We start from the raw sequence: 21,810 nt of genomic DNA, 5'->3' as shown, positions 1-21,810 counted from the left end.
CCCAAGCTGTACGAGGTGAACCGGGCCGGGATCACTCGGGTGTTACGGCCGCAGGCCCCTGCCGTGCCCTCCACGACGGTCGATCAGTCGGCCGCGTTCCCGGATTGTCAGTGCGTGAAGTGCCGGCCCGAGGGCAAGGCTGACTCGTCGTACCGCGTGCTCCTGACCACATCACGCTCTGCCCGGCTTGTCTGGCCGGGGCACCGTATGTGACGAAGGGCGCCCTGGGCCGTGCGTGGCGTCGGGGGCGCGCATGATGTGCGACCGCTGCGACAAGCCGATGTGCCCCGAGGATTCGGTTCCGTACACCATCCCTGGGGCCACGGGTCCGGGGATCACGATCCGAGTTCACCGGATCGTCTGCGACGTCCCCAGAGCCCGGCCACGCTCGTACCCCGAGCGCTGAGGCGCCGTCCGTACCCGAGATCGGCGGCGGCCGGGATGCGGGGTGCCCGTCACTCGCACGAGATCGGCACGCCGTATGAAGAGTGTGGTTGGAGTGTTGCGACAGCCGCTAGAGCTCTGCGATGCACGGGCCACCGTTCCAGCTCCTCTATCGAATGACGAGGGCCACTCACCTTCGTGGGGATGTGGCTTCCATGTGGACTCGATCATGGAATCGGCTCCCCGGTCCGTGTGGATCGGGGGGCCGATTCAGGCTCTCACCTGACGTTTCCTACTGTGGGCGCGGACGGTTTCGAACCGCCGACATCTGCTTTGTAAGCCTGGCAGCAGTCCTTCAATCGTTTGAGCTGGTCAAGAGGCACACGACGGCACTGCGCCCGACGCGTGTGCCTGAGCCCTGACGCACTCCGATTGGCCGGGGCTGACCGCTCGTTCTGGCACGGATCTGGCACGCAGGCCTCCGCTGGCCCATGCAAGGATCGCAAGCATGCTCACCATCGACGTCAGTTCTGTGACCGACGAGCGCGGACTCCATACAGCACTCGCGCAGGCACTGCACTTCCCTGGCTTCTACGGCATGACTGGGCCGCATTCTGGGATGCGATCACCGGCCTGGTCGAGATCCCAGACCACCTGCGCTTCGTAGGCTGGGAACACCTGAGCAACCGTGTTCCGGGCGGGGCCACCATGCTGCGACAGGCAATAGACCGCTATCAGCAGCAGTACCGGCCGCAGTTCCTCGCCGAGTACACGTAGAGCACTGTAAGCCCCTCGATTCGAACCATCGGCGTGACGGTCACTGAGGTCTGTCGGCCTGTCCACGCGGGGGCTGGGGACCAGCAACGGTTGCTGATAGTCGCTGTGGTTGCGGTACTTCTCTGCTGTACTGCTGGCCGTGGGGATGGACCAATACGGGATGGTGGAACCGTGAGTGCAGGCAGCCGCGGAGTGCTTGGAGTCGTGGGCACAGCAGCCGATGGAGTCGAGCAGCTACGCACCGGACTGGTGGAACCAGCCATCGCCCTCGGCTGGCAGGTAGCCGTGACCCTGACGCCTAATGCCGGCCGATGGCTGCGGGCGAGCGGCGAGTTGGAACGCCTAGAGGGACTCACTGGCCTGCCGGTGCGGGATGCGCCTCGCTTGCCGACTGAGCCCCGCCCACACCCTGCGGCCGACGCCTACGTCGTGGCGCCGGCAAGCGCCAACTACGTCGCCAAGCTCGCAACGGGCGTCGCCGACAACCAAGCGCTGACGCAAGTGAGTGAGGCACTCGGCACCATCGGCGTTCCGGTCGTGGTGTTCCCGCGGATCAACGCGGCACATGCGCGGCACCCTGCATGGGAGGGACACATCGAGACGCTCCGAAAAGCTAGCGCGCTGTTGGTTTACGGGGATGATGTCTGGCGACTAAACGAACCAGGCGCGGTAGATCGAGGACTTCCATGGGCGGAGATCTTGGAGCTCGCCCTTCGGGCACAGGGAAACTAAGGGCTGTCGTTAGTCGCTCTACGCGCCCGAGTGGGGTGCCCACCGAAATGAACATCTCCCTGACCGAGGTTCACGACAATCACCTAAATTGAACCAGAATGGAGTAATTAGCGATGTCTTCCTTCTTGACCGGATTCGAGGGCCTGTGGCGACGACCCGCGACGGACTACGAGAACGGAGTTAAGTCGTATCTTGTAGTCATAGACACAAACGTACTGCTCGAGCTCTACCGATTCACCTCCGACGCGCGAGACGAATTGCTACAAGTCCTCGGCCGCCTTGAAGACCGCTTGTGGATCCCCCATCAGGTTGCCTCAGAGTATTACGCAAATAGAGTCGACGTCGTAAAGGATCACGTAGCCCAGTACGCTTCGGTGCGCAAGACGCTTGACGAATTCCAAAATAAGACCCTGCAAGAGTTAAGCACCTTTGCAAATAGATGTTCAATGCCGAAAGCGGAAAAGGAAAAGCTAACAGCACCAATTGAGTCAGCATTCGAAAAGGCAATCGCGCGAATAAGAGAGCATGAAAACGCCTTCGACCTCAGTAGGGAAAAGGTCGCTTCGAATGACCCCGTCCTGGCGGACCTCGCAAGGCTCTTGGACGGGAAAACCGGCACCCCATTCCCGGCCGAAGACGCCAAATCACTAATCGAACAGTATAAAACCCGCGCAGAATCAGAAATACCTCCTGGATACAAGGACGCAGGAAAGCAGGAAAACGCGCATGGTGACTTTTTCGTATGGGAGCAAATCATACGTGAAGTAAAGGAGCGGAAAATCCCCGTCCTTCTAGTGACGAATGACGCAAAGGAAGATTGGGTCAGGAAGGAGGCAGGCCTGATCATCGGCGCACGCCCGGAGCTAGTGGCAGAGATGAGACAGCGTGCCGGGGTCGACTTTCTCATAACCCAACTGGCCGGGTTTCTGAACATAGCAAAGAAGCAACTCGGAGCGTCCGTCTCAGATTCGACTGTCGCCCAAGCGGAAAACGTTCAGCCCGTGCACAGCAACGCCGATCTATTGCCACTTGAATTCCGAACTGACACTCACGAGGAGATATCCATCGCATTGACGGAACATTTGCAACGCTCAAAATTCCACAGTAGAAATATAATGGAATCAGTTAACGCGTCTGGGAATCACGAAAGACTTGAGGATCTAGGCAAAGCTGAGCACAAAGTGAAGCGAGCCGAACACCTGCTTCACGCATGGGAAACAGCGCCACTGGAAACTTTGAGCAAAACTAGATTGACACTCCGAATCAACGAGCGAGAATGGGACAGCATTCGCGCCGCCTATCACGCCTGGAAGCGATCATCAAGAAAATCCAAAAATTGGATAAGACATAGTCGAACGCTGGACACCTCGAACGAAATTGCCGCGCTAAAGAATCGGATAATTAGCCTCAAAGAAGACTATATCGATGCCATGTTGGCCGAGTCCGAGCTGGCACGTGAACTCGATGACAATGCCATGCACGGCGAGGCTTCTGACATCCCCGATGGAAGACGGCTCCTAATCAAGTCCAGGCGAGACAGGGACATTCTAGGAGCAGAAATTTCCCGACTAAATGAGAGGCTGCAAATATTAAGTCCTCAGATTGATGAATCAGAAGCCCATCTGAATCAGAGAAGACGAATCACAGAGAATCCGTGGCATGACGCCTCCGAGTGAGTAAGACGACTGGGCTCGAAAGCTAATTTCGCTGCAGACTCGCCGCGCGTTGAGGTCGGCGGAGCGGCTTTGGCCGGTGTCCTGCCCGGTTTGGGGTCGAGCATGATCAGGGGGCCGTACGCTGGCCGGCAACTCGGGCAGGCTGTGATCCTGCCCGGAATTTGAACGAGTGGCCCCCTGGTCTTGCTCGACGCGGGACACGAACCGGGGAGGTGGCTTAAAGCCGTGGAGCCGACCGCCCCAGCCACAACGGGGTTCCCCACCCCCGTGCCGGCCATTTCTCTCGGTTGGTGTCGCGCTCGGTGCGCCGCCGCCCCGGCTGGGGGCAGCCGGGGCGGAGACAGAGGCAGCCCCCGGCCGGGGGCTGCGGCGCGCGCCGCGCTTGCGCGGCGCCTTGAACCCGTAAGGAAAGTTTCTACTCATGCACGACTATGGCCCTGCCCCGTCGGTCGAGGGCGGGGCAGGCTGCTTCTCCGCGCCCCAGGGTCAGGCCTCGGGCTCCGCCCCGTGGGCTACTGCGATCTGGTCGATGCGTGCGGCCAAATCGAAGTCGGCGTCGGTCAGTTTGTAGCCCGCGTCGTGGGTGGTGATGCCGAACCGGATCCGGTCCCACCGCAGGTCGATGTCTGCGTGGTGCCCGATGAGCCGCTCGACATCGGCCACGTGCACGATCATGGCGACGCCGCCGTGATATCGGATGCCGAAGGACCGCGTGATCTCATCCCCCACCCGCGACCAGCCACGGAGCTCCAAGAGCCGCCCCTCGATCGCACTGTCCGTCAGCGGTACCGGTCCCTTGGACACACTCAGTTCCCCTCGGTCACAGGCCCCAGAATCTCTGCGAGATCCCGGCCGACCGGGGCATCCTGCCACGGCCGCATCGCACGCTCCAGAATGACCAACTCCCGGCGCATCCTGGCCGAGCGGGTCTCCGACGCGATCGGCACCACCATGCGCGCGAGCTCCACCGCCTGATCCGGCTCCCGCGCTGCTGCGGCCGCCGTCGCCTGCCTGGCCATGTACACCCCGCGGTCGCGACGGGCCGTCTCCGGTACGCCGGAGAGCACCTGTGTCCACAGCACGCCTGCCTCCACACCGAGCCCGAGACGGCCGTAGCAGGTAGCGCGCTGCACTTCGAGATATCCGGGTGTCCGCCGGCAAGCGTTACCCCACGGCAGGTCATCGTCCACCCGACGGAGCAGCCGGTCGGCCTGGTCGATGAGCAGGTCGACGAGGCCCCGTTCACCGATGAGGCTGGCACCGTGGGCATGCTGCTGCATGGCCATGATCCGCACCTTCGGAACGAGTCGATCGACATCATCAAGCGCGGCTTCGCACAGGTCGACGACCGCGTGCCCGTCACCAAGGTAGGTCCGGACCTGCGCCTGGTTCACCAGGGAGTAGCCGATGAGGTGGGGATCCCGGGACCGCATGGCGATCTCCTGTGTAATGCCCCGCCAGAACGCGGCCCCGTCCATGTCGCCGGCGTCCTGGTAGAGCCAGCCGACGAGCGCAGCGTAGGCAGCTCCGACCCGGAGAAGACCCTGGCGGGTCTCGCCCTTCGCGCAGCGCACCAGCTTGTCGATGAGTTGGTACTGCGCTGACACCGTACCGATCAGGTCGTGCGGGCCAAGAAACATGTCCGCCCGGTAATGCCCTTCCAACTGCTGCTGAAAGTAGTCGATCAGGGCAGGGTCGACATGTTGGGGCTGGACCGGTCCGGCAACGAGCGCTGGGGCGGTGACGGAGACGAACGCCTGTCGGCCCGCAGGTCCCTCTTCTTCATGGTGCTCGGGCCGGATCCAGCCCGGTGGTGTGGTGAATCCCAAGTCTTCCGGCCACCGGCCGAGCGCATCATGCAGGACGATCGCGGTCTCCTCCGCCGGCCACCCCGGGCGATCACCCTCCCAACGGCGCCACGTCCGTGCGGACACAGTGAACTGACGTTCGTCAAGGAGCTGTTGGCCATGCGCGGTGAGGGCGATGGCCGCGGTTTCGATGGTCCGCCACCCAGCTCGAAGTCTCGTGGCCCTCAGCGCGTCGTTGCGGCTCATGTGCCCAGTCTGAGGTGTCATCGTCCGCGCTCCTGGCCATGGCCGCAATGTGGCCACGCATGGCCACACAACGGCCTATCACCTACTCGATGTGCCCACACATCATCAGGGTGTGACCGCAGGTGCGCTCGGCGAACTGTCCGGATGCCCCTCAAATAGCGACGACCGGGGGCCAATTGATGATGACGATCAAGGTGTACGAGGTGAACAGAAGCGGCATGGTCCGCGTCTTGCGCCCGGAAGCCCCCGTGGCGCCGCCACGACGGTGGATCCATCGGCCGCGTTCCCGGACTGCCAGTGCCCGAAGTGCAGCGCCGAGGATCAGGCCGACACTGCGTACCGCGTTCTCCTGAGCCACACCACGTTCTGCCCCGCCTGCCTGGCCGGGGCGCCCTGCGTGACAAAGGATGCCCTGGGCCGGACGTGGCGTCGGGGGCGGTCATGAGGTGCGACCGCTGCGACGGGCCGATGCGACCTGAGGAATCCCGCCCTTACGACATTCCGGGGGCGACTGGACCAGGGATCACGATCCGCGTCCACAAAGTTGTGTGCGACATCCCGCCAACGCGACCCCGGTCGTACCCGAGTCGATGAGCCCTCTCCCCCGCGGCGTCGCCGATCCACCACCGCCGGCGAGCTATTCAGGGGCCGCCCTGGATCGCCCGATGTCCCTGCTCGATGGGCGGACGTGGACCAGTTCGTGTCGGCGTGGCCGGGGACCCAGTGCTGAGCAAACAGCGGGATCGTCGAACGATGTGGCATTTATGTGGCATCGATCATGAAAAAGGCCTCCCAGTCCGTGTGGACCAGGAGGCCAATCCAGGCTCTCACCTGCGGTTTCCTACGGTGGGCGCGGACGGTTTCGAACCGCCGACATCTGCTTTGTAAGAGCAGCGCTCTACCCCTGAGCTACGCACCCGTGGATGAGGGAACAGGTTACATGGCCCGCGGCGCCCGTAGACAATCGGTTGACCGGGCGTCCCGCACGCCCCGATGGCCGCGAGGTCGTCCCGGGCGTTCCCGAGTCCCCGCCCACCGCTTAGGGGGGATATCCCCACCCGAAGACGGTAGCCGACCGGATCGTCCCGGCGGCGGGGGCTGCATAGCGTGGAGGCACATCGGCAGCGCCAGCCAGGGGGACTCGATCTTCATGACCATCCGCACCCACACCCGTACTCGCACCCGTACCCGCGTTCTCGTCGCCGCCGGCGGCACCGTACTGCTCGTCGCCGGGCTCAGTGGGTGCGGCAGCACCGATGTGGAGGATGCTCCCGCCGAGCACAAGTCGTTCGCGTACAGCGGGAAGGCGCTCACCATCGATGCGGAGAACTCCACCGTGGAGGTGGTGCCCGCCGATGTCGAGCAGATCGAGGTGACGCGCAAGGTCGACGGGTGGGTCGTGCTCGGGAGCGGGCCGGATCCCGTCTGGAAGCTCGTGGGTGACACGTTGACTCTTCGGGTGAAGTGCGAGGCGATGATCAGTGACTGCGGGGCGCAGCACCAGGTGAAGGTGCCGCGTGGGCTCCCGTTGACCGTGGACGCGGACAACGGGAGGGTCACCGCATCCGGTTTCGGTACGCCGCTGAAGCTCTTCTCCGACAACGGCGGGGTCGTCGTGCGGGATGTCAGTGGGCCTCTGGAGCTGAAGAGCGACAACGGGGCCGTGCGCGGCGAGCGGCTCTCGGGGGCGTCCGTGATCGCACATTCGGACAACGGCTCCGTGAAGCTCGACTTCAGCCGCGTACCGGATCTGGTGGACACCGTCAGTGACAACGGGAGCGTCACCATCGACCTCCCGGCCGGCAGTACCCGGTACTCCGTGGCCGCTTCGGCCGACAACGGGAGCATCTCCGTGAAGGTGCCCCGTGGTGACGACGGGCGGCACGCGGTGAAGGCGCACAGTGACAACGGCGAAGTCACGGTGCGAAGCGCGAACTAACAGGCCCGTGTGTTCGTCCTTACCTGGTGGGAGAATGTACCGGGCAGGGCGAATCAGCACGGGAGAGGGATGTGACGGCGACACACGCGAAGCCGCAGGCGAGAGCGGGTGCGAGTTCCGCCGTCAATGATGTCCCCGTCAGTGATCTTCACGCTGGTGAGCTGCGCGTCGGTGGTGGGGCCGGGAGTGGTGTCAGTAGTGATGGCGGTCTCGTTGTTCGTCGTGCCGCTGCCAGGCGTGTTCCTTCCCGTCACGGAGGGCGCGCCCTCCGTGACGGCCTGGTTCTGATCCTGTTGCCCTTGCCCCTCTTCGCCGCCGTCCTCCCCGCCGCCTTCGCCGGTGGCGGTACGCGGCGCTGGTTCGGCGGGCGTGGCGAAGGGCAGCGGGCCGAGGCGCAGGCCGCGAAGGATGCCGCTGCCGAGGCCTTCTACGAGCTCGACACCGCCCAGCGTGATCTTCAGATCTCCATCGAGACCATCACCGCCGTGGACAGTTCGCCCGCCGCGCGCAAGGCCGTCGACGACTTCGCCGCCCTCGGGCGGCGCATCGACGAAGCCAGCCACGCCTACATCACCGCCGTCGACGCGCACGATCTCGACCGGGATGATCTCGAACCTTCGGTCGCCTCCCGGGCCCGGTCCGAGCTGTCCTCCGCCAAGGACGAGCTCGTCCGGGTCAAGGGTGAGCTCGACCGGTTCGCCGCCGGGCTCGGGCCGCTGCTCGGGACCGCCGAGACTCAGCTCGCGCGGCTCGCCCCCGCCGTGGAGCGGGCGCGTCAGGCGCTCCTCGCCGCGAGCAATGCTCTCGATGCGGTGCGGGCGTCCGGGCTGCGGGCGGATGATCTCGCCGCGCGGCTGGCCGCCCTCGCCCCCGAGCTGACCAAACTCAACCAGGGCGCCGGCCGGCACGGCGTACCCGAGACGCTGCAGCGCGCCGATCAGGTGCTGCGGGACGCCGAGGCCGTACGGGCCGAAGCCGCGCAGCTGCCCGAGCGGGCCACCGAGATCGACAAGCGGCTCGTGACGTTGCGGACGCGCGCCCAGGCCCTGACGACCCGGTCGGCCTCCGTCGAGCCGGTGCTCAGCGAGTTGCGGCGGCGGTTCTCGGCGGCCTGCTGGCAGGACCTCCAGCCGGTCCCCGAGCAGGCGGCCGTCAATGTGCGTCAGGCCGAGGAGAAGCTCAAGGAGGCTTCGAAGGCGCGCGACGAGCAACGCTGGGCGGATGCCACGTCGCGGCTGAGTACGGTACGTGCCCTGCTCAACGCCACGGACGAGGCGGTGTCCGCGGCCGGTGACCGGCTGCAACGGCTCGACGCCGTCGCCAAGGATCCGCAGCAGGAGATCCAGCGGACCCGGTTCGCGATCCGTGACGCCCAGCGGCTCGCCATGGCCGGGCGCCACACCCCCGAACCGCGCCACGCCCGGCCGCTCGACGACGCGGTGGCCCGGCTCGACCAGGCCGTCACCGCCCTCGAAGGGCGCCACCCCGACTACTGGCACTTCCTGACCGTGACGGAAGGCGTCCGGCAGACCGCATCCCGCGTCGTCTCCGACATCCGTGAGGAGCGCGGAGCCGGGACCGGGAGCGGCGGCAACTAGTACGGGGCCTGGGAGGGCCTGGGCTGCGTCTTCCGGGGTCGTGGGTGCTCTGACGTGCGGCGGTCGCGTCCGCGGGCGATCCTGGTAGTACTCGAAGGAGGCCCCCATGGCCACCCATGTACTGCGTCCCGCGCGGCAGCCTGCCGCCCATCGCAAAGCCACCCGGCTCGATGAGCAGCTGCCGGTCGACCACCGGCTCAGCCGGGTCTACCGGATCGGCGCCGGGCTGATGGGCCTGGTGCTGCTCGCCTTCGGCATCCTCGGGCTGATCGACAAGATCGGATTCTTCGACACCGGCGGCGACACCGTCGCCGGCCTGAGCACCAACGGCGCGCTCAGCGTGCTGTCGATCTGTGTCGGGCTGCTGCTGTTCATCGGGATGGTGATCGGCGGCAACGCCGCCTCGACGCTCAACATGGTTCTGGGCGTCGTCTTCATTCTCAGCGGCTTCGTCAATCTCGCCCTCCTGGACACCGGGCTCAACTTCCTCGCCTTCGAGATCCAGAACGTGCTGTTCAGCTTCGTGGTCGGGCTGTTGCTGATGATGTTCGGGATGTACGGACGCGTCAGTGGCGGGCTCCCCCACGACAATCCGTACTGGCGGGCCCGCCATCCCGAGGAGGCCGCCCGCGAGCAGCGGCTCGCCCGGCGTCGCGCGATCGAGGAGATGCCCGTCGTCCGGCCCGAAGGTTCGTAGAGCCTGCGGGCTTCGTTGAGCCCACAGCGGTGTGACCTGGGTGGGGTGGCGCGGGCGGGGACCTTCCGTCGGCCGTTCCGGCCGATAGCCTGGGGGCATGCCTCGTTACGAGTACCGCTGCCGCTCCTGCGGAGACACCTTCGAGCTCAGCCGTCCCATGGCCGAGTCCTCTTCCCCCGCCTCCTGCCCCGCCGGGCACGAGGACACCGTGAAGCTCCTCTCCGCCGTCGCCGTGGGCGGTTCGGCCGGTTCGGCCGCCGCGCCCTCGGCCGGTGGTGGCGGCGGTGGCGGGTGCTGCGGTGGCGGCTGCTGCGGCTGATCCCCCGCCGTACAGTCTGGAGCCCGGGCCCTTTCCGCCTTACCGGTCAGGAGCCCAGCCCCTTCGCCCGTACCGTCAGGGCCCCGGTCCTTCGCCGGTACCTTCCGGGCCCCGGCTCCCCCGCTACCTCTTGCGGGACAGGGTCAGGCCGTCCGACACCGTGAGCAGCACGCTGTCCATCCGCGGGTCGGCGGACACGTGGTCGTTGAACTCCTTGATGGCCGCCGCCCCGCCGGTCGCCCGCGGGTCCGTCACGCCGCCGTGGAAGAGCACGTTGTCCGTGGTGATGAGGCCGCCCTGGCGCATCCGGGGCACCAGTTCCTCCCAGTACGGGATGTAGTTGCCCTTGTCCGCGTCCAGGTAGGCGAAGTCGATGTGCGGCTCGGTGGGCATCGCGCGCAGGGTGTCGAGGGCCGGGGCGATCCGGAGTTCGATCCGGTCGGCGACGCCCGCCTTCGCCCAGGCCTCGCGGCCGTAGGCCGTCCATTCCTCCGAGACGTCGCAGGCGATCAGGCGTCCGTCGGCCGGCAGCGCCTGGGCCATCGCCAGGGCGGAGAAGCCGGTGAAGGTACCGACCTCCACGATGTGCCGCGCCCCCGTCAGCCGTACGAGGAAGGCGAGCAGCGGGCCCTGTTCCTCCGCCGACTGCATGCCCGCGTGATCGGGGAGCCGGGCGTACGTCGTCTCGACGAGTTCGCGCTGCACGGCGTCCAGCGGGGGGTTGTGCGCCAGCATGTACGCGTACAGCTCGTCCGTGATCTTGGTTTCGTTGCCCTTGGTCATCGCACCACTCCCCTGTTCGGCCACGCGCTCCCCCGACGGGCGGGAACGCGGTGACTGTAGTCGCCGTGCCGGACCGGTTCGAGCGATTTCAGCGGCGCGTCGTCAGGGAGTCGGGGACGGGGACGCCCGCGCCGGCCACCGCGTCCGTGCGCGCCGTCCGCAGGAAGCGTCGCAGGATCTCCTCGCCCGCCGCCACACCGCTCTCGGCGGTCACCTCCACGTGCGCGGCGTTCCAGCCGGCGTCGGCGAGTTCGCCGTGGCCGGGGCGCCAGCCCCGGTCGGCGGCGAGCAGCAGGTCGGCGTCGAGGAGGGAGTCGCCTGCGGCCAGGGTGAGCGTGGCGCCGGTGCGGCGGGCGACCTCGCGCATGGCCGCGCTCTTGGTGAGCGGGCGCGGCACGACGTAGATCTTGCGGCCCTGGAGCGACACGGTCCAGCCGCGCGGATCCGCCCATGCGGCGAGTTCCTTCGTCCAGTCCGGCGGGAGCTGGGTCCGGTCCACGACGAGGTAGGCGAAGAGGTCCTCGGCGACCCGTTCCTTGAGCAGCCAGGCGGGGTCCGCCGCGGCGACGAGGTGGGCGCGGACCTCGGCGAGCGAGGCGCACTCCTCGGCCAGCCGGCCGGCCACGGTCCGCTGCCAGTCCCGGTCGGACTCGCCGTCCACCAGGATGTGCCCGCCGTTGGCGCAGATCGCGAACTCGGCCGCACGGCCCGGGAGATGGATGCGGTGGTACTGCTCACGGGTGCGGGTGGTGGTCGGAACGAAGACCGTGGACGGGGCGTCCGTCAGTTCGGCGAGCAGCGCTGCGGCCGTCTCCGTCACGTACGAGAGCGGCTTTCCCTCGTACACCTCGACGCAGAGCAGCCGGGGTGCCTCGGCGTCCGGCATCGGGAGCTGGAGGGCCGCCGCCGAGTAGATGAGGGTGCGGTCGAGGTCGCTGGCGACCAGCGTCACGGGGGACGCCGGCCGGGGGGAGGGTGCGGACGCCGGATGGGTGGTCACTTGGACTCCACCGCCCTGCCGTCAGCGCCCGTCGCCCCGCGCGTGTACTTCGGGTGGATCAACCCGACGCAGGTGTACGGGAGTTCGTCGACCTCCTCGACCGGTACGCCGCGCTGCACGGCGAGCAGCCTGATGTGTTCCAGGTCCGCTCCCGCGCCCCGCTTGGCGAGGATCTTCCACGGGACGCGCCGCAGCAGGACCCGGGTCGTCTCGCCGACACCCGGCTTGACCAGATTCACGTCGTGGATGCCGTACTCCTCGCTGATGCGCTCCACCGCGGCCCAGCCCTCCCAGGTCGGGGCGCGGTCGGCCGTCAGCAGTTCCTTCACCTCGGCGTCCACGGCGTCGGCGACCTCGTCGAACCGGTCGGTGACGGTGTCGAGGAAGTGGCCGGAGACGTCCGATCCGGCCAGCTCGCGGTAGAACTTCGCACCGTGGAAGTCGTCCTGTCCGACCAGGTCGGAGCGCAGCACCGTACGGGAGATCAGTCCGGAGACCGTGGAGTTGAGGCAGGCGGACGGGATCAGGAAGTCCTCGCGGGTGCCGTACGTGCGGACGCAGCCGCCCGGGTCGGCCAGCACCGCGATCTCCGGGTTGAAGCCCTCCGTGCCGTCGGACTCCTCGAACTCGGCGATGGCCGCCGCCAGTTCGCGGGTGATGGCACCCTTGCCCGTCCAGCCGTCGACGAAGACGACATCGGCCGGGTTGTGGTGGGCGGCCAGCCAGCGCAGGGCGTTGGCGTCGATCCCGCGGCCCCGCACGATCGAGACGGCGTAGTGCGGCAGGTCGGCACCGCGCCGGAGCCGGGCCCAGCGGCGCATCAGTACGCCGACGGGGGTGCCGGCCCGGGCCAGCGAGACCAGGACGGGGCGCGGGCCGCGCTCGGCGAGGACCGTCTCGGTGACCGTGCCGACGGCGCGGGCGATGCGGGCCGCCGACAGGTCCAGGGCCGCCTTGAACAGGTCCTGGTACTGCTCGGACGGCTGGTACTCCACCGGCAGCGATTCGGCGTAGTGCGCGCCACCGCTCTGTATCGCCTCCTCGCGCTCCTCGGTGGGCGCCTCCAGCTCGGTGTCCGAGAGGTCCTGGAGCAGCCAGCCGACCTCGTCCGGCGCGTAGGAGGAGAAGGCGGGGCCGCGGAGGGGCTCGGGCAGCATGGCGGAGTCTTCCTGCCGTTCGGGGGCGTGGGCCGGGGTCGGTACCGAGGTGGAGGACTCGGCGGGTACGGCGGTCGCGGCCCCGGACGGTACGTACGAGGGGACCACCGCCAGCAGGACCGTGCCGGTGTGTGCGGCCAGCTGGTGCAGCAGGCCGCCGGGGGCGTGCAGGGCGGGGGTGTCCGCGGTGGAGTCGACGACGAGGACGACGGCGTCGAAGCCGGCGCCCGCGACGTTGTACGCGTACCGGTCGCCGGGGCCGTCGGCCGGGTCGTCGTGGGCCGGGAAGACCAGACGGGTGCGTATCGCGTAACCCGGGTCGTCCACGGCGAGGACCGGGGAGCGGGTCGTGGTGGAGTAACGGACCTCGTAGCGCGCGTCCGAGCCGGTACGGGCGTCAGCGCCGGTACGGGCATCCGCGCCGGTGCCCGTACGCGCCTCCAGGGCGGTGCCCAGGCGCAGGGGCGCGTACATCAGCTCCTCGAAGCCGAGGACCAGGATCCGGCGGGGCTGCCCTGCACCTGTCTCCTCGTCCGGTGCCTGCCCGGACGGCATCCGCTCGGCCGGCATCCGCTCGTCCAGCGCCTGCGCGATGCGGTCCGCCATGGCCGGGAGGGCGGGTTCCAGGACCGCGCGGTGTGCCGGGGTGAAGCCGTGCCGGCCGCCGTCGGGTACTCCTGCGGGCCACTGAAGGTCCACGCGCGCACAGGGGCGGAGGGTGCCGGGCAGCTTCCCGTCGCCGGGCGTCGGCGCGGGGGGCCGCAGCGCCTCCTGCTCCGCGACCAGGGCCTGCCCCTTCTCCAGGATGCCCTCCGGGAGGCCCACCGTGCCCGTGTTCCTCGCCACCAGGTCGATGCGGGCACCGATCTCCGCGGCGAACTCCGCGAGCCGCCCACGGTCGGCCGGTGAGCGCATGTCGACCAGCGCCACGATGACGTACCGGCTGCGGGGGCAGCGCTCGTGCAGGTCGCGGATGGTGTTGAGGACGGTGTTGCCGGTGGAGAACTCGTCGTCCACGAGGACGAGCGTCGCACCGGAGGAGCCCTCCTCGCCGTTCCCCAGCAGGTCCGGGTCCTCCGGCAGCAGCAGGTGCGAGGTGGCGTGCGAGTGCGCCTCCTCGAAGCCGCCCGCCCGTGCCACGCCCTCGACGGGGCGTCGCGTCGAGTGGAGGTAGGGCGCATCGCCCAGCCCGTCGGCGACCGCGTGGCCGAGGCCGGTGGCCGTCTCGGCGTAGCCCAGCACGACCGCCTCGCGCGCCCCGGCATCGCCGAGCAGGTCGCGCACCCGGCGGCCGAGCTCGAAACCGGCGCCGTACACGACCGACGGGCGCTGCGGCACGTGCTTGCCGAGCACGTTGGAAACGAGCAGATGTGCCCGCTTGGGGTTGCGCCGCAGGGCGAGGCCCAACAGCTCACGGAGCTCCCCGTCGCCCACCAGCTCGACGCCCAGCCGCTCCGCGACCCAGCTACCCGACCACACCACGTTCGTCGTCTCTTTCCGTCGGCCTGCCACGCGCCCGCCTACCGGGACCCGTCGTCCATCAAGCATCACGCGCCCGCTCACCGGACCCGCGCATCAAGCATCACGCGCCCCGCGCACCCGCACCTGCGGGCCCGTCCGGGGCCCGGGGGAACCCGCGCACCTGCTCCGCTCACTCCGCGAGGCTCGCCGCCAGCAGGTCCACGAAGCCGACGTCCTCCTTCGCCACGCCGAAGACCTCGGCCCGCCGCAGTGTGCGCTCGGCCCAGGCGCGGTGCGGCTTCACCTCGTTCATCTTGTTCGTGTACGAGGAGCGCAGCACCCCGCCGCCGCCCCGCTCCGGCCGCAGGATGTCCTGCGCGTCGCTGAACTCCTCATGGCTGACCACCGACAGCGCGTGCACGGGGGCCACGTGCGAGGGGTGGATACAGGTCTTGCCGAGCAGGCCGTTGGCCCGGTCGAGCTCGATCTCCCGCAGCAGCCCGTCCAGGTCGTGCTCGATCAGCGCGGTGCGCAGTTCCTCCGCCCGGCCCTCCAGGAAGGGACTGCGGCGCAGCTGTGGCTTGAACATGCGCTCCTGGAGTCTGAAGTACTCCCAGACGGGGCCGGTGATCGTGAAGCCCGTCCCGTCCGCCCGGCCCAGCACGTTGACCACGTCGGCGATGACGTCGCCGACGATCCGGACGTCGTACGCCGTCATGTCGGGTGCCCGGCGCAGTCCGTACGCCGAGCAGAAGTCGGTGACGCCGAGCCGCAGCGCGAGCACCCGGTCACGGTAGGTGTCGACGGTGCGGGCGATCTTGTGGAGGACTTCCCGCCTGGTCTCCAGGTGCAGCAGTTCGGGGGATTCCAGCACGGGCATGGCGAAGAGCCGCAGCCCGTCGACGCCCTCGGCCTCGGCCTTGGTGAGGGCCTCCATGAACGGCACACCACGCTCGTGCGTGAACTTGGGAAGTACGAAACCGGACAACAATCGGGCGGACTCGCCGAGCCGGCGCACCAGGTCGGTGATCTGGTGCGGTTCACGGACCCGGATGAACAGCAGCGGCAGCGCCCCGTCGCGCCCGGCCAGATCGGCGAACTGCCTGACCAGGTTCTCCTCGGCGTCGGCCACCTCGGAGTCGTCGATCGAATCCTCCAGGCACAGCACCATGGAGACGACACCGCGGGCGGCCTGCTTGATGACGTCGTCGGCGAGAGCGGGCCGCGTGGCGGGGCTGTAGAGCGTGGCGCCCAGGGCGGCCGCGAGGACGGGGGCCGGGGAGCCGGCGTCGAAGTCACACGGTTCCCGGAAGAACAGATCGCCCCTCGCAGCAGGCGCAATATGCCCGAAATGACGCATGTGATTCCCCCCGTACTCCCTGACCGACCGGACAACGTGTGGCCGGTAATAGTACGTACGGACGGGTGTCGGCAGTTCCCTGTCCGCATGAATTCCGGGTAACTCGTCCATTTCGCGATGGTTCCGAAGGGCGCGGAGGCGCCCGTTCCGACATTTCGGCGAGACACGGCTTGCGACCCCCGCGTTGTCCGCAGGGGCTGCCAGCAGGCAGGATGACCGGCATGACGCACGCGATGGTGAAAGGCTCGAACGTCCCCCTCGACGCCATGGCCGTACGGGCCGTGCTGCGCTGGACCCCGGGCTCCGGGGTGCCGGACGTCGACGCCTCGGCCCTGCTGCTCGGAGCCGGCGGCCGCGTGCGCTCCGACGAGGACTTCGTCTTCTACAACCAGCCCCGCCACCCCTCCGGCCTGGTACGACGGCTGCCGAAGCGCAGCCTGGCCGAGGGGCTGACGGACACCATCGAGGCCGACCTGAACGCACTCGACCCCTCGGTCGACCAGGTCGTCATCGCCGCGTCGTCCGACGGGGCCGCCTTCGAGCAGGTGCGCGACCTCCGCATCCTGCTCTACGACGCCGCCGCGTCGGGCGGCGAGCCGCTCGCCGTGTTCGACGTGCGGCCGGAGACGGGCGAGGAGACCGCCATCATCTGCGGCGAGCTCTACCGGCGCGGCGATGGCTGGAAATTCCGGGCCGTGGGGCAGGGCTATCCGACCGGTCTCGTCGGTCTCGCGACGGCCTTCGGGATTTCGGTGGACGAGACCGCGGCCGACCCCGGTCCGACCCCGCCGCCCGCCCCCGCCTTCCCGCCCGCACCGGCGCCCGGCCCGGACTCGCAGGCCACGGTCCAGCACCAGCAGCCCGCGTACGGCTACCCGCAGCCCGCCGCGGCTCCTGCCCAGCCCGCGCCGCAGCCCGCGTACGGCTACCCCCAGCCGTCCTCCGCACAGCCCGCCTACGGCTATCCGCAGCCCGCGGCGGCGGCCGCCCACGCGCCCGACCCGAACTTCGTCCTGCCACCGCAGGGGCCGCAGTTCATACGGCCCTGACCCGGCCCCGTCCGTACGCCTCCGGACCGGATCCGGGCCGGAGGGCGACAGGCGCGGCTACGCCCTGGTCTTGTAGCCGCGCCCCCACTGCATGCCGTAGCCGTACAGCCGGTCCAGCTCCGACTGGAAGCCGTACACGAACTTCACCTCGCGCCGCACGATCAGCTCGTCCTTGATGTTCTCCACCGTGAACACCGCGCAGGAGCGGGCCTGCGGGGCCCGTTCGTCCAGCTCGATCTCGATGCGCGGACCGTTGCCCGGGTAGAGCGTCACCTTGGCGTGGGTGCGGTCGAAGGCCGGGGTCTGGTCGTAGATGTAGACGAAGAACAGCATCCGCTTGATCTGCTCGCGCTGGTCGAGGTTGACGTAGACGGTCTCCCCGGACGGCGCCCCGAAGCGGTCGTCACCGCTGAGCCGGATGAACGGCGGGCCGTTCAGATCGCCGATCAGGTTGCCGAGCGGCTGCACCACGCCCTTCGTCCCGTCCGCCAGCTCGTACATGCAGCCGAGGTCCAGGTCGACGTTGACCACGCCCTGCGTGTGCGCCTGGACCACGTCGGGCTTGAAGAGCTTGAGCGGCCGCAGCAGCCGGCCGCTCTGCCGTGACCGGCCCTCGATGTCGGACGAACGCATCTGCCAGGAGAGGTTGACCCGCAGATTGCCGGTCAGTGCCCCTTGTTTGGTCAGCGAGACCGTGGCGTGCCTCCTGGAGAGCACGATGGAGCTCGTCGCCGAGTTGCCCGACTCGAACTGCGCTTCCCGCCCCGGCCACAGGCTGTTCCAGAACGCCATGCCAACCCCCACACCTCTCGGCCCCGCACCCGTCGCATGCGGCACACGCGACGCACGCACCACTGCGGGGCGGCTCCGGGCCGGTCATGGTGTTCCCCACAACCGTTGCCGCACGAGCCGCCCCGCAGAGAGCGTTCCTCAATCCCTACCGGGTCACACCCCGGCGGAGACTTCCGTACTGCCTTCACCGCCGTCGGCCTCGATGGCCTTGTTGCGCCGGACCGAGGACCAGAAGGACCAGGCGATCAGGACGACACCGACGAGACCGGTGATGAGCTCGTGGATCTCGTACTGGATCGTGACGAGCAGGATGATCGACAGGGCGCCGATCGCGTAGTGCGCGCCGTGCTCCAGGTAGACGTAGTCGTCCAGGGTGCCCTGGCGGACCAGGTAGACCGTGAGCGAACGGACGTACATGGCACCGATACCGAGGCCCAGCGCCATCAGCACGATCTCGTTGGTGACAGCGAAGGCGCCGATGACACCGTCGAACGAGAAGGACGCGTCGAGCACTTCCAGGTAGAGGAACATGAAGAACGCGGCCTTGCCGGAGAGGGCGACCGCGGAGATCTTCTTGCCGGTCCGCCTGGCCTCCTCCTCCGCCTCGTGCTCGCGTTCCTCCTCTTCCTCGAGCTTGTTCTCGAAGAAGCCGGAGAGACCGCCGACGATGAGGTACGTGATCAGACCGGCGATGCCGGCGAGCATGACCGTCTCGGCCTTGTCCGCGTGTCCGCCGCCGTGCTGGTGCGCCTGGGTCGCGAAGGTCATGGCCGAGATCAGGAGGACGATCAGGGCGATGCAGACCGACAGCATGTCGACCTTGCCGAGCTTGGCGAGCGGGCGCTCGATCCAGCGCAGCCACTGGATGTCACGGTCCTCGAAGATGAAGTCGAGGAAGATCATGAGCAGGAACATGCCACCGAAGGCGGCGATCGCCGGGTGGGCGTCGGTGACCAGTTCCTTGTAGCGGTCCGGGTCGTTGAAGGAAAGATCGATCGCCTCGATCGGTCCCAGTTTGGCGGTGATGGCCACGATCACGACGGGGAATACCAGCCGCATACCGAAGACCGCGATGAGCACGCCGACCGTGAGGAAGATCTTCTGCCAGAAGGCACTCATCTTCTTCAGGATTCCGGCGTTGATCACCGCGTTGTCGAAGGACAGCGAGATCTCCAGGACGGAAAGGATCGCCACCACTCCGAAGGCTTCCCACCCCCCGTAGAACCACGCTGCGACCAGACCGATCGCGGTAATCGCGAACGACCAGCCGAAGGTTTTCAGAACCACTGGCTACCCCATCATGTATGTAACGGGTCTCCCCCGAAGAGCACGGGGCTCCCCCGCGCCGTGCGCGGCTTTACGAAACGTTGACCCCGAAGTCTAGAGCGATGCCCCGCAGCCCCGACGCGTACCCCTGCCCGACTGCACGGAACTTCCACTCGCCGTTGTAGCGGTAGAGCTCGCCGAAGATCATCGCTGTCTCCGTCGAGGCGTCCTCGCTGAGGTCGTAACGCGCGAGTTCCTGGCCGTCGGCCTGGTTGACCACGCGGATGAACGCATTGCTGACCTGGCCGAATGTCTGACCGCGATTGTCGGCCTCGTGGATCGAGACCGGAAAGACGATCTTGTCGCAGTGGGCCGGCACCTGGTCGAGATGCACGATGACCGACTCGTCGTCGCCCTCGCCCTCACCCGTGAGGTTGTCACCGGTGTGCTCCACGGAGCCGTCGGGACTCGTGAGGTTGTTGTAGAACACGAACCATTCGTCGCCGAGCACCCGGCCCGACTGGCACAGCAGTGCGCTGGCGTCGAGGTCGAAGTCCGCCCCCGTCGTGGATCGTGCGTCCCAGCCGAGCCCGATCAGCACCTGGGTGAGATTGGGTGCGGCCTTGGAGAGGGAGACATTGCCTCCCTTGGCGAGCGTGACGCCCATGGTGTGTCCTCCCCGAGTCGATGAACCGTGTGTGGAACCGGCGGATCCGCCGGCCGATGCCGAGACCGGTGAATCCGTCGGCTGAGCGCGTCCGGCGCCGCACGGGGTGCGGCGCCGGACGGGACGTGCTGGTGCCGTCCGGGGCCGCGCGCACGCGGCCCCGGACGGGTCCTGCTAGACGTTGACGCCGAAGTCCTGCGCGATGCCGCGCAGACCCGAGGCGTAGCCCTGGCCGATGGCGCGGAACTTCCACTCCGCACCGTTGCGGTAGAGCTCGCCGAAGACCATCGCGGTCTCCGTCGAGGCGTCCTCGCTCAGGTCGTAGCGCGCGAGCTCGGTGTTGTCCGCCTGGTTGACCACGCGGATGTACGCGTTGCGCACCTGGCCGAAGCTCTGCTGACGGGACTCGGCCTCGTAGATCGAGACCGGGAAGACGATCTTGTCGACGTCGGCCGGGACACCGGCCAGGTTGACCTTGATGACCTCGTCGTCGCCCTCGCCCTCACCGGTGAGGTTGTCACCGGTGTGCTCGACCGAGCCGTCGGGGCTCTTGAGGTTGTTGAAGAAGACGAAGTTGCCGTCGTTGCCGACCTTGCCCTCGGCGTTCGTGAGCAGGGCGCTGGCGTCGAGGTCGAAGTCTCCGCCGGTGGTGGTACGAGCGTCCCAGCCCAGACCCACGATGACCGCGGTCAGGTTGGGCGCGGCCTTGGTCAGCGAGACGTTGCCGCCCTTGCTGAGGCTGACTCCCACGAGTCCTCCCATTGGTTTCTTTGGGGGCCGGCCGGTGCCGGCGCCTCCACGTCGTGTTGGCATCGGATCAACGAGTGGATCCTAGTGACCGGTTCCCGGCCAAAACAGGCTTTCGGCGGGGGGTCGCCCGGAGATCCACCGGATCTCGGATCAGAGCGCGCCGAGCGCCTTGACGTAGTCGTTGAGGTCGCGCGCGTCGGGCAGGCCGTTGACGACCGTCCAGCGCACCACGCCCTCCTTGTCGATGATGAAGGTGCCGCGCACCGCGCAGCCCTTGTCCTCGTCGAAGACGCCGTACGCGCGCGAGGTCGCGCCGTGCGGCCAGAAGTCCGAGACGAGCGGGTACTCGAGGCCCTCCTGCTCGGCGAAGACGCGCAGGGTGTGGATGGAGTCGTTGGAGACGGCGATCAGCTGCGTGTCGTCGTTCTCGAACGCGGGCAGTTCATCGCGGAGCGCGCAGAGCTCGCCCGTGCAGACCCCGGTGAAGGCGAACGGGTAGAACAGCAGCACCACGTTCTTCTCACCACGGAAGTCGGAGAGCTTCACGGTCCGGCCGTGGTTGTCCTTGAGCTCGAAATCCGGGGCCTGGGTGCCGACCTCGATCGCCATGAAACGCGTCCCTTCGCTACGTCGCCCGGGCTGGGCCGTCCGGGTGACTCCCACCCTACGCAGAGCCGTGCGGGGGCCGTACGGCACCCGTGGAAGCTTCCTGCGGACGGGGGAGGAAGGGGATGGGGAGGGGGACGGCGGGGAATGTACGAAGGCCCCGGACGGCGTGTCGCCGTCGGGGGCCTTCAGGGGCGAGTGCGGTTCAGCGCTTGGCCTTGGCCGCCTTCGGCGTGACCAGACGGCTGCCCGTCCAGTCCTTGCCCGCACTGATGCTCTTGGTCTGGGCGAGACCGGCTGTCTGGGCAGCCTCGTTGATGTCGCTCGGCTCGACGTATCCGTCACGGCCGGTCTTCGGCGTCATCAGCCAGACCGTACCGCCGTCCTCGAGCAGACCAATGGCATCCACCAGCGCGTCCGTAAGGTCGCCGTCCTCGTCGCGGAACCAGAGCAGGACGACGTCTGCGACGTCGTCGTACTCCTCATCGACGAGATCCTGGCCGGTAGTGGCCTCAATGCCCTCACGGAGCTCCAGCTCGACGTCGTCGTCGTAGCCGATCTCCTGGACCACCTGTCCGGGCTCGAACCCCAGGCGTGCTGCCGGGTTGGTCCGCTCCTCCGCGTGGTCCGCGGTCGCGCTCACGGGTTGCCTCCTGATCATGTTTCGGAAAATGCTTCAGCCACGCGCGTGCGCGGGGCGTTGGCCGTAGTCCACACGGGAGCGGCGGATCGCGCAAGTACCC

20 protein-coding genes and 1 tRNA gene are annotated in these 21,810 nt (G+C 67.9%); 8 read left to right on the top strand and 13 right to left on the bottom strand.

Features of this window, described 5'->3' with window-relative positions; translation table 11 throughout:
• The first annotated feature begins 892 nt into the window (after positions 1-892).
• The 3 genes from OG521_27585 (at position 893) to OG521_27575 (ending at position 3,569) form a co-directional block, all read left to right on the top strand.
• On the top strand, positions 893-1,051 hold the full coding sequence (locus OG521_27585) for a barstar family protein (protein WUW24325.1): 159 nt from the start codon (positions 893-895) through the stop codon (positions 1,049-1,051).
• 314 nt (positions 1,052-1,365) lie between these two features.
• Positions 1,366-1,893 carry a flavoprotein gene (locus OG521_27580; protein ID WUW24324.1) on the top strand — a complete coding sequence of 176 codons (528 nt, stop codon included), beginning with the start codon at positions 1,366-1,368 and terminating at the stop codon, positions 1,891-1,893.
• Between the two features lie 113 nt (positions 1,894-2,006).
• The gene (locus tag OG521_27575) at positions 2,007-3,569 is read left to right on the top strand and encodes a PIN domain-containing protein (protein WUW24323.1); all 1,563 of its coding nucleotides are present in this window, start codon (positions 2,007-2,009) and stop codon (positions 3,567-3,569) included.
• Positions 3,570-4,055: 486 nt separating this feature from the next.
• Here the strand turns inward: OG521_27575 and OG521_27570 are convergent, their stop codons facing one another.
• The 3 genes from OG521_27570 to OG521_27560 form a co-directional block, all read right to left on the bottom strand.
• Positions 4,056-4,352 (bottom strand): 4a-hydroxytetrahydrobiopterin dehydratase, encoded by a 297-nt coding sequence (locus OG521_27570; GenBank protein ID WUW26814.1) that lies wholly within the window; start codon positions 4,350-4,352, stop codon positions 4,056-4,058.
• A 23-nt stretch (positions 4,353-4,375) separates the two neighbouring features.
• Positions 4,376-5,623 carry a Twin-arginine translocation pathway signal gene (locus tag OG521_27565; GenBank protein ID WUW24322.1) on the bottom strand — a complete coding sequence of 416 codons (1,248 nt, stop codon included), beginning with the start codon at positions 5,621-5,623 and terminating at the stop codon, positions 4,376-4,378.
• Between the two features lie 847 nt (positions 5,624-6,470).
• Positions 6,471-6,542 (bottom strand) — tRNA-Val (locus OG521_27560).
• 231 nt (positions 6,543-6,773) lie between these two features.
• On the opposite strand from OG521_27560, the gene OG521_27555 reads away from it, so the two are divergent.
• From OG521_27555 to OG521_27540, 4 genes are all read left to right on the top strand, one after another.
• The gene (locus OG521_27555) at positions 6,774-7,562 is read left to right on the top strand and encodes a DUF4097 domain-containing protein (protein ID WUW24321.1); all 789 of its coding nucleotides are present in this window, start codon (positions 6,774-6,776) and stop codon (positions 7,560-7,562) included.
• Between the two features lie 71 nt (positions 7,563-7,633).
• Positions 7,634-9,160 carry a hypothetical protein gene (locus tag OG521_27550; GenBank protein WUW24320.1) on the top strand — a complete coding sequence of 509 codons (1,527 nt, stop codon included), beginning with the start codon at positions 7,634-7,636 and terminating at the stop codon, positions 9,158-9,160.
• A gap of 106 nt (positions 9,161-9,266) precedes the next feature.
• Entirely contained in the window at positions 9,267-9,857 is a 591-nt protein-coding gene (locus OG521_27545) for a DUF4383 domain-containing protein (protein WUW24319.1), read from the top strand.
• A gap of 97 nt (positions 9,858-9,954) precedes the next feature.
• The gene (locus OG521_27540) at positions 9,955-10,176 is read left to right on the top strand and encodes a zinc ribbon domain-containing protein (protein WUW24318.1); all 222 of its coding nucleotides are present in this window, start codon (positions 9,955-9,957) and stop codon (positions 10,174-10,176) included.
• 123 nt (positions 10,177-10,299) lie between these two features.
• Here OG521_27540 and OG521_27535 read toward each other — a convergent pair whose 3' ends face one another.
• The 4 genes from OG521_27535 to OG521_27520 all read right to left on the bottom strand — a co-directional run bounded on the left by OG521_27535 (position 10,300) and on the right by OG521_27520 (position 15,937).
• On the bottom strand, positions 10,300-10,959 hold the full coding sequence (locus OG521_27535) for an O-methyltransferase (protein WUW24317.1): 660 nt from the start codon (positions 10,957-10,959) through the stop codon (positions 10,300-10,302).
• An 88-nt stretch (positions 10,960-11,047) separates the two neighbouring features.
• On the bottom strand, positions 11,048-11,959 hold the full coding sequence (locus OG521_27530) for an HAD family hydrolase (GenBank protein ID WUW24316.1): 912 nt from the start codon (positions 11,957-11,959) through the stop codon (positions 11,048-11,050).
• Positions 11,956-14,628, bottom strand: a complete 2,673-nt coding sequence (locus tag OG521_27525) for a phosphoribosyltransferase (GenBank protein WUW24315.1) — start codon at positions 14,626-14,628, stop codon at positions 11,956-11,958. The genes OG521_27530 and OG521_27525 overlap by 4 nt, the downstream gene beginning before the upstream one ends.
• Before the next feature lie 139 nt (positions 14,629-14,767).
• A complete protein-coding gene (locus OG521_27520; protein ID WUW24314.1) occupies positions 14,768-15,937 on the bottom strand; it encodes an HpcH/HpaI aldolase/citrate lyase family protein in 1,170 nt (389 codons plus the stop codon).
• Positions 15,938-16,158: 221 nt separating this feature from the next.
• Between OG521_27520 and OG521_27515 the strand changes: the two genes are divergently transcribed.
• Positions 16,159-16,986, top strand: coding sequence for a TerD family protein (locus OG521_27515; GenBank protein ID WUW24313.1), 828 nt, complete (start codon positions 16,159-16,161; stop codon positions 16,984-16,986).
• A gap of 57 nt (positions 16,987-17,043) precedes the next feature.
• Here OG521_27515 and OG521_27510 read toward each other — a convergent pair whose 3' ends face one another.
• From OG521_27510 to OG521_27485, 6 genes are all read right to left on the bottom strand, one after another.
• Positions 17,044-17,778, bottom strand: coding sequence for a Tellurium resistance (locus OG521_27510; GenBank protein WUW24312.1), 735 nt, complete (start codon positions 17,776-17,778; stop codon positions 17,044-17,046).
• A gap of 153 nt (positions 17,779-17,931) precedes the next feature.
• Positions 17,932-19,065 carry a DUF475 domain-containing protein gene (locus tag OG521_27505; GenBank protein ID WUW24311.1) on the bottom strand — a complete coding sequence of 378 codons (1,134 nt, stop codon included), beginning with the start codon at positions 19,063-19,065 and terminating at the stop codon, positions 17,932-17,934.
• A 70-nt stretch (positions 19,066-19,135) separates the two neighbouring features.
• On the bottom strand, positions 19,136-19,711 hold the full coding sequence (locus tag OG521_27500) for a TerD family protein (protein WUW24310.1): 576 nt from the start codon (positions 19,709-19,711) through the stop codon (positions 19,136-19,138).
• Positions 19,712-19,885: 174 nt separating this feature from the next.
• Positions 19,886-20,461: a TerD family protein gene (locus OG521_27495; protein WUW24309.1), complete on the bottom strand. Its 576-nt coding sequence runs from the start codon at positions 20,459-20,461 to the stop codon at positions 19,886-19,888.
• Between the two features lie 150 nt (positions 20,462-20,611).
• The gene (locus tag OG521_27490; protein ID WUW24308.1) at positions 20,612-21,070 is read right to left on the bottom strand and encodes a peroxiredoxin; all 459 of its coding nucleotides are present in this window, start codon (positions 21,068-21,070) and stop codon (positions 20,612-20,614) included.
• A gap of 202 nt (positions 21,071-21,272) precedes the next feature.
• Positions 21,273-21,710 carry a DUF3052 domain-containing protein gene (locus OG521_27485; protein WUW24307.1) on the bottom strand — a complete coding sequence of 146 codons (438 nt, stop codon included), beginning with the start codon at positions 21,708-21,710 and terminating at the stop codon, positions 21,273-21,275.
• Positions 21,711-21,810: the final 100 nt, after the last annotated feature.

This window comes from Streptomyces sp. NBC_01463 (assembly GCA_036227345.1).
Classification (GTDB): domain Bacteria; phylum Actinomycetota; class Actinomycetes; order Streptomycetales; family Streptomycetaceae; genus Streptomyces.
This window is presented reverse-complemented; position numbering and strand designations above follow the sequence as displayed.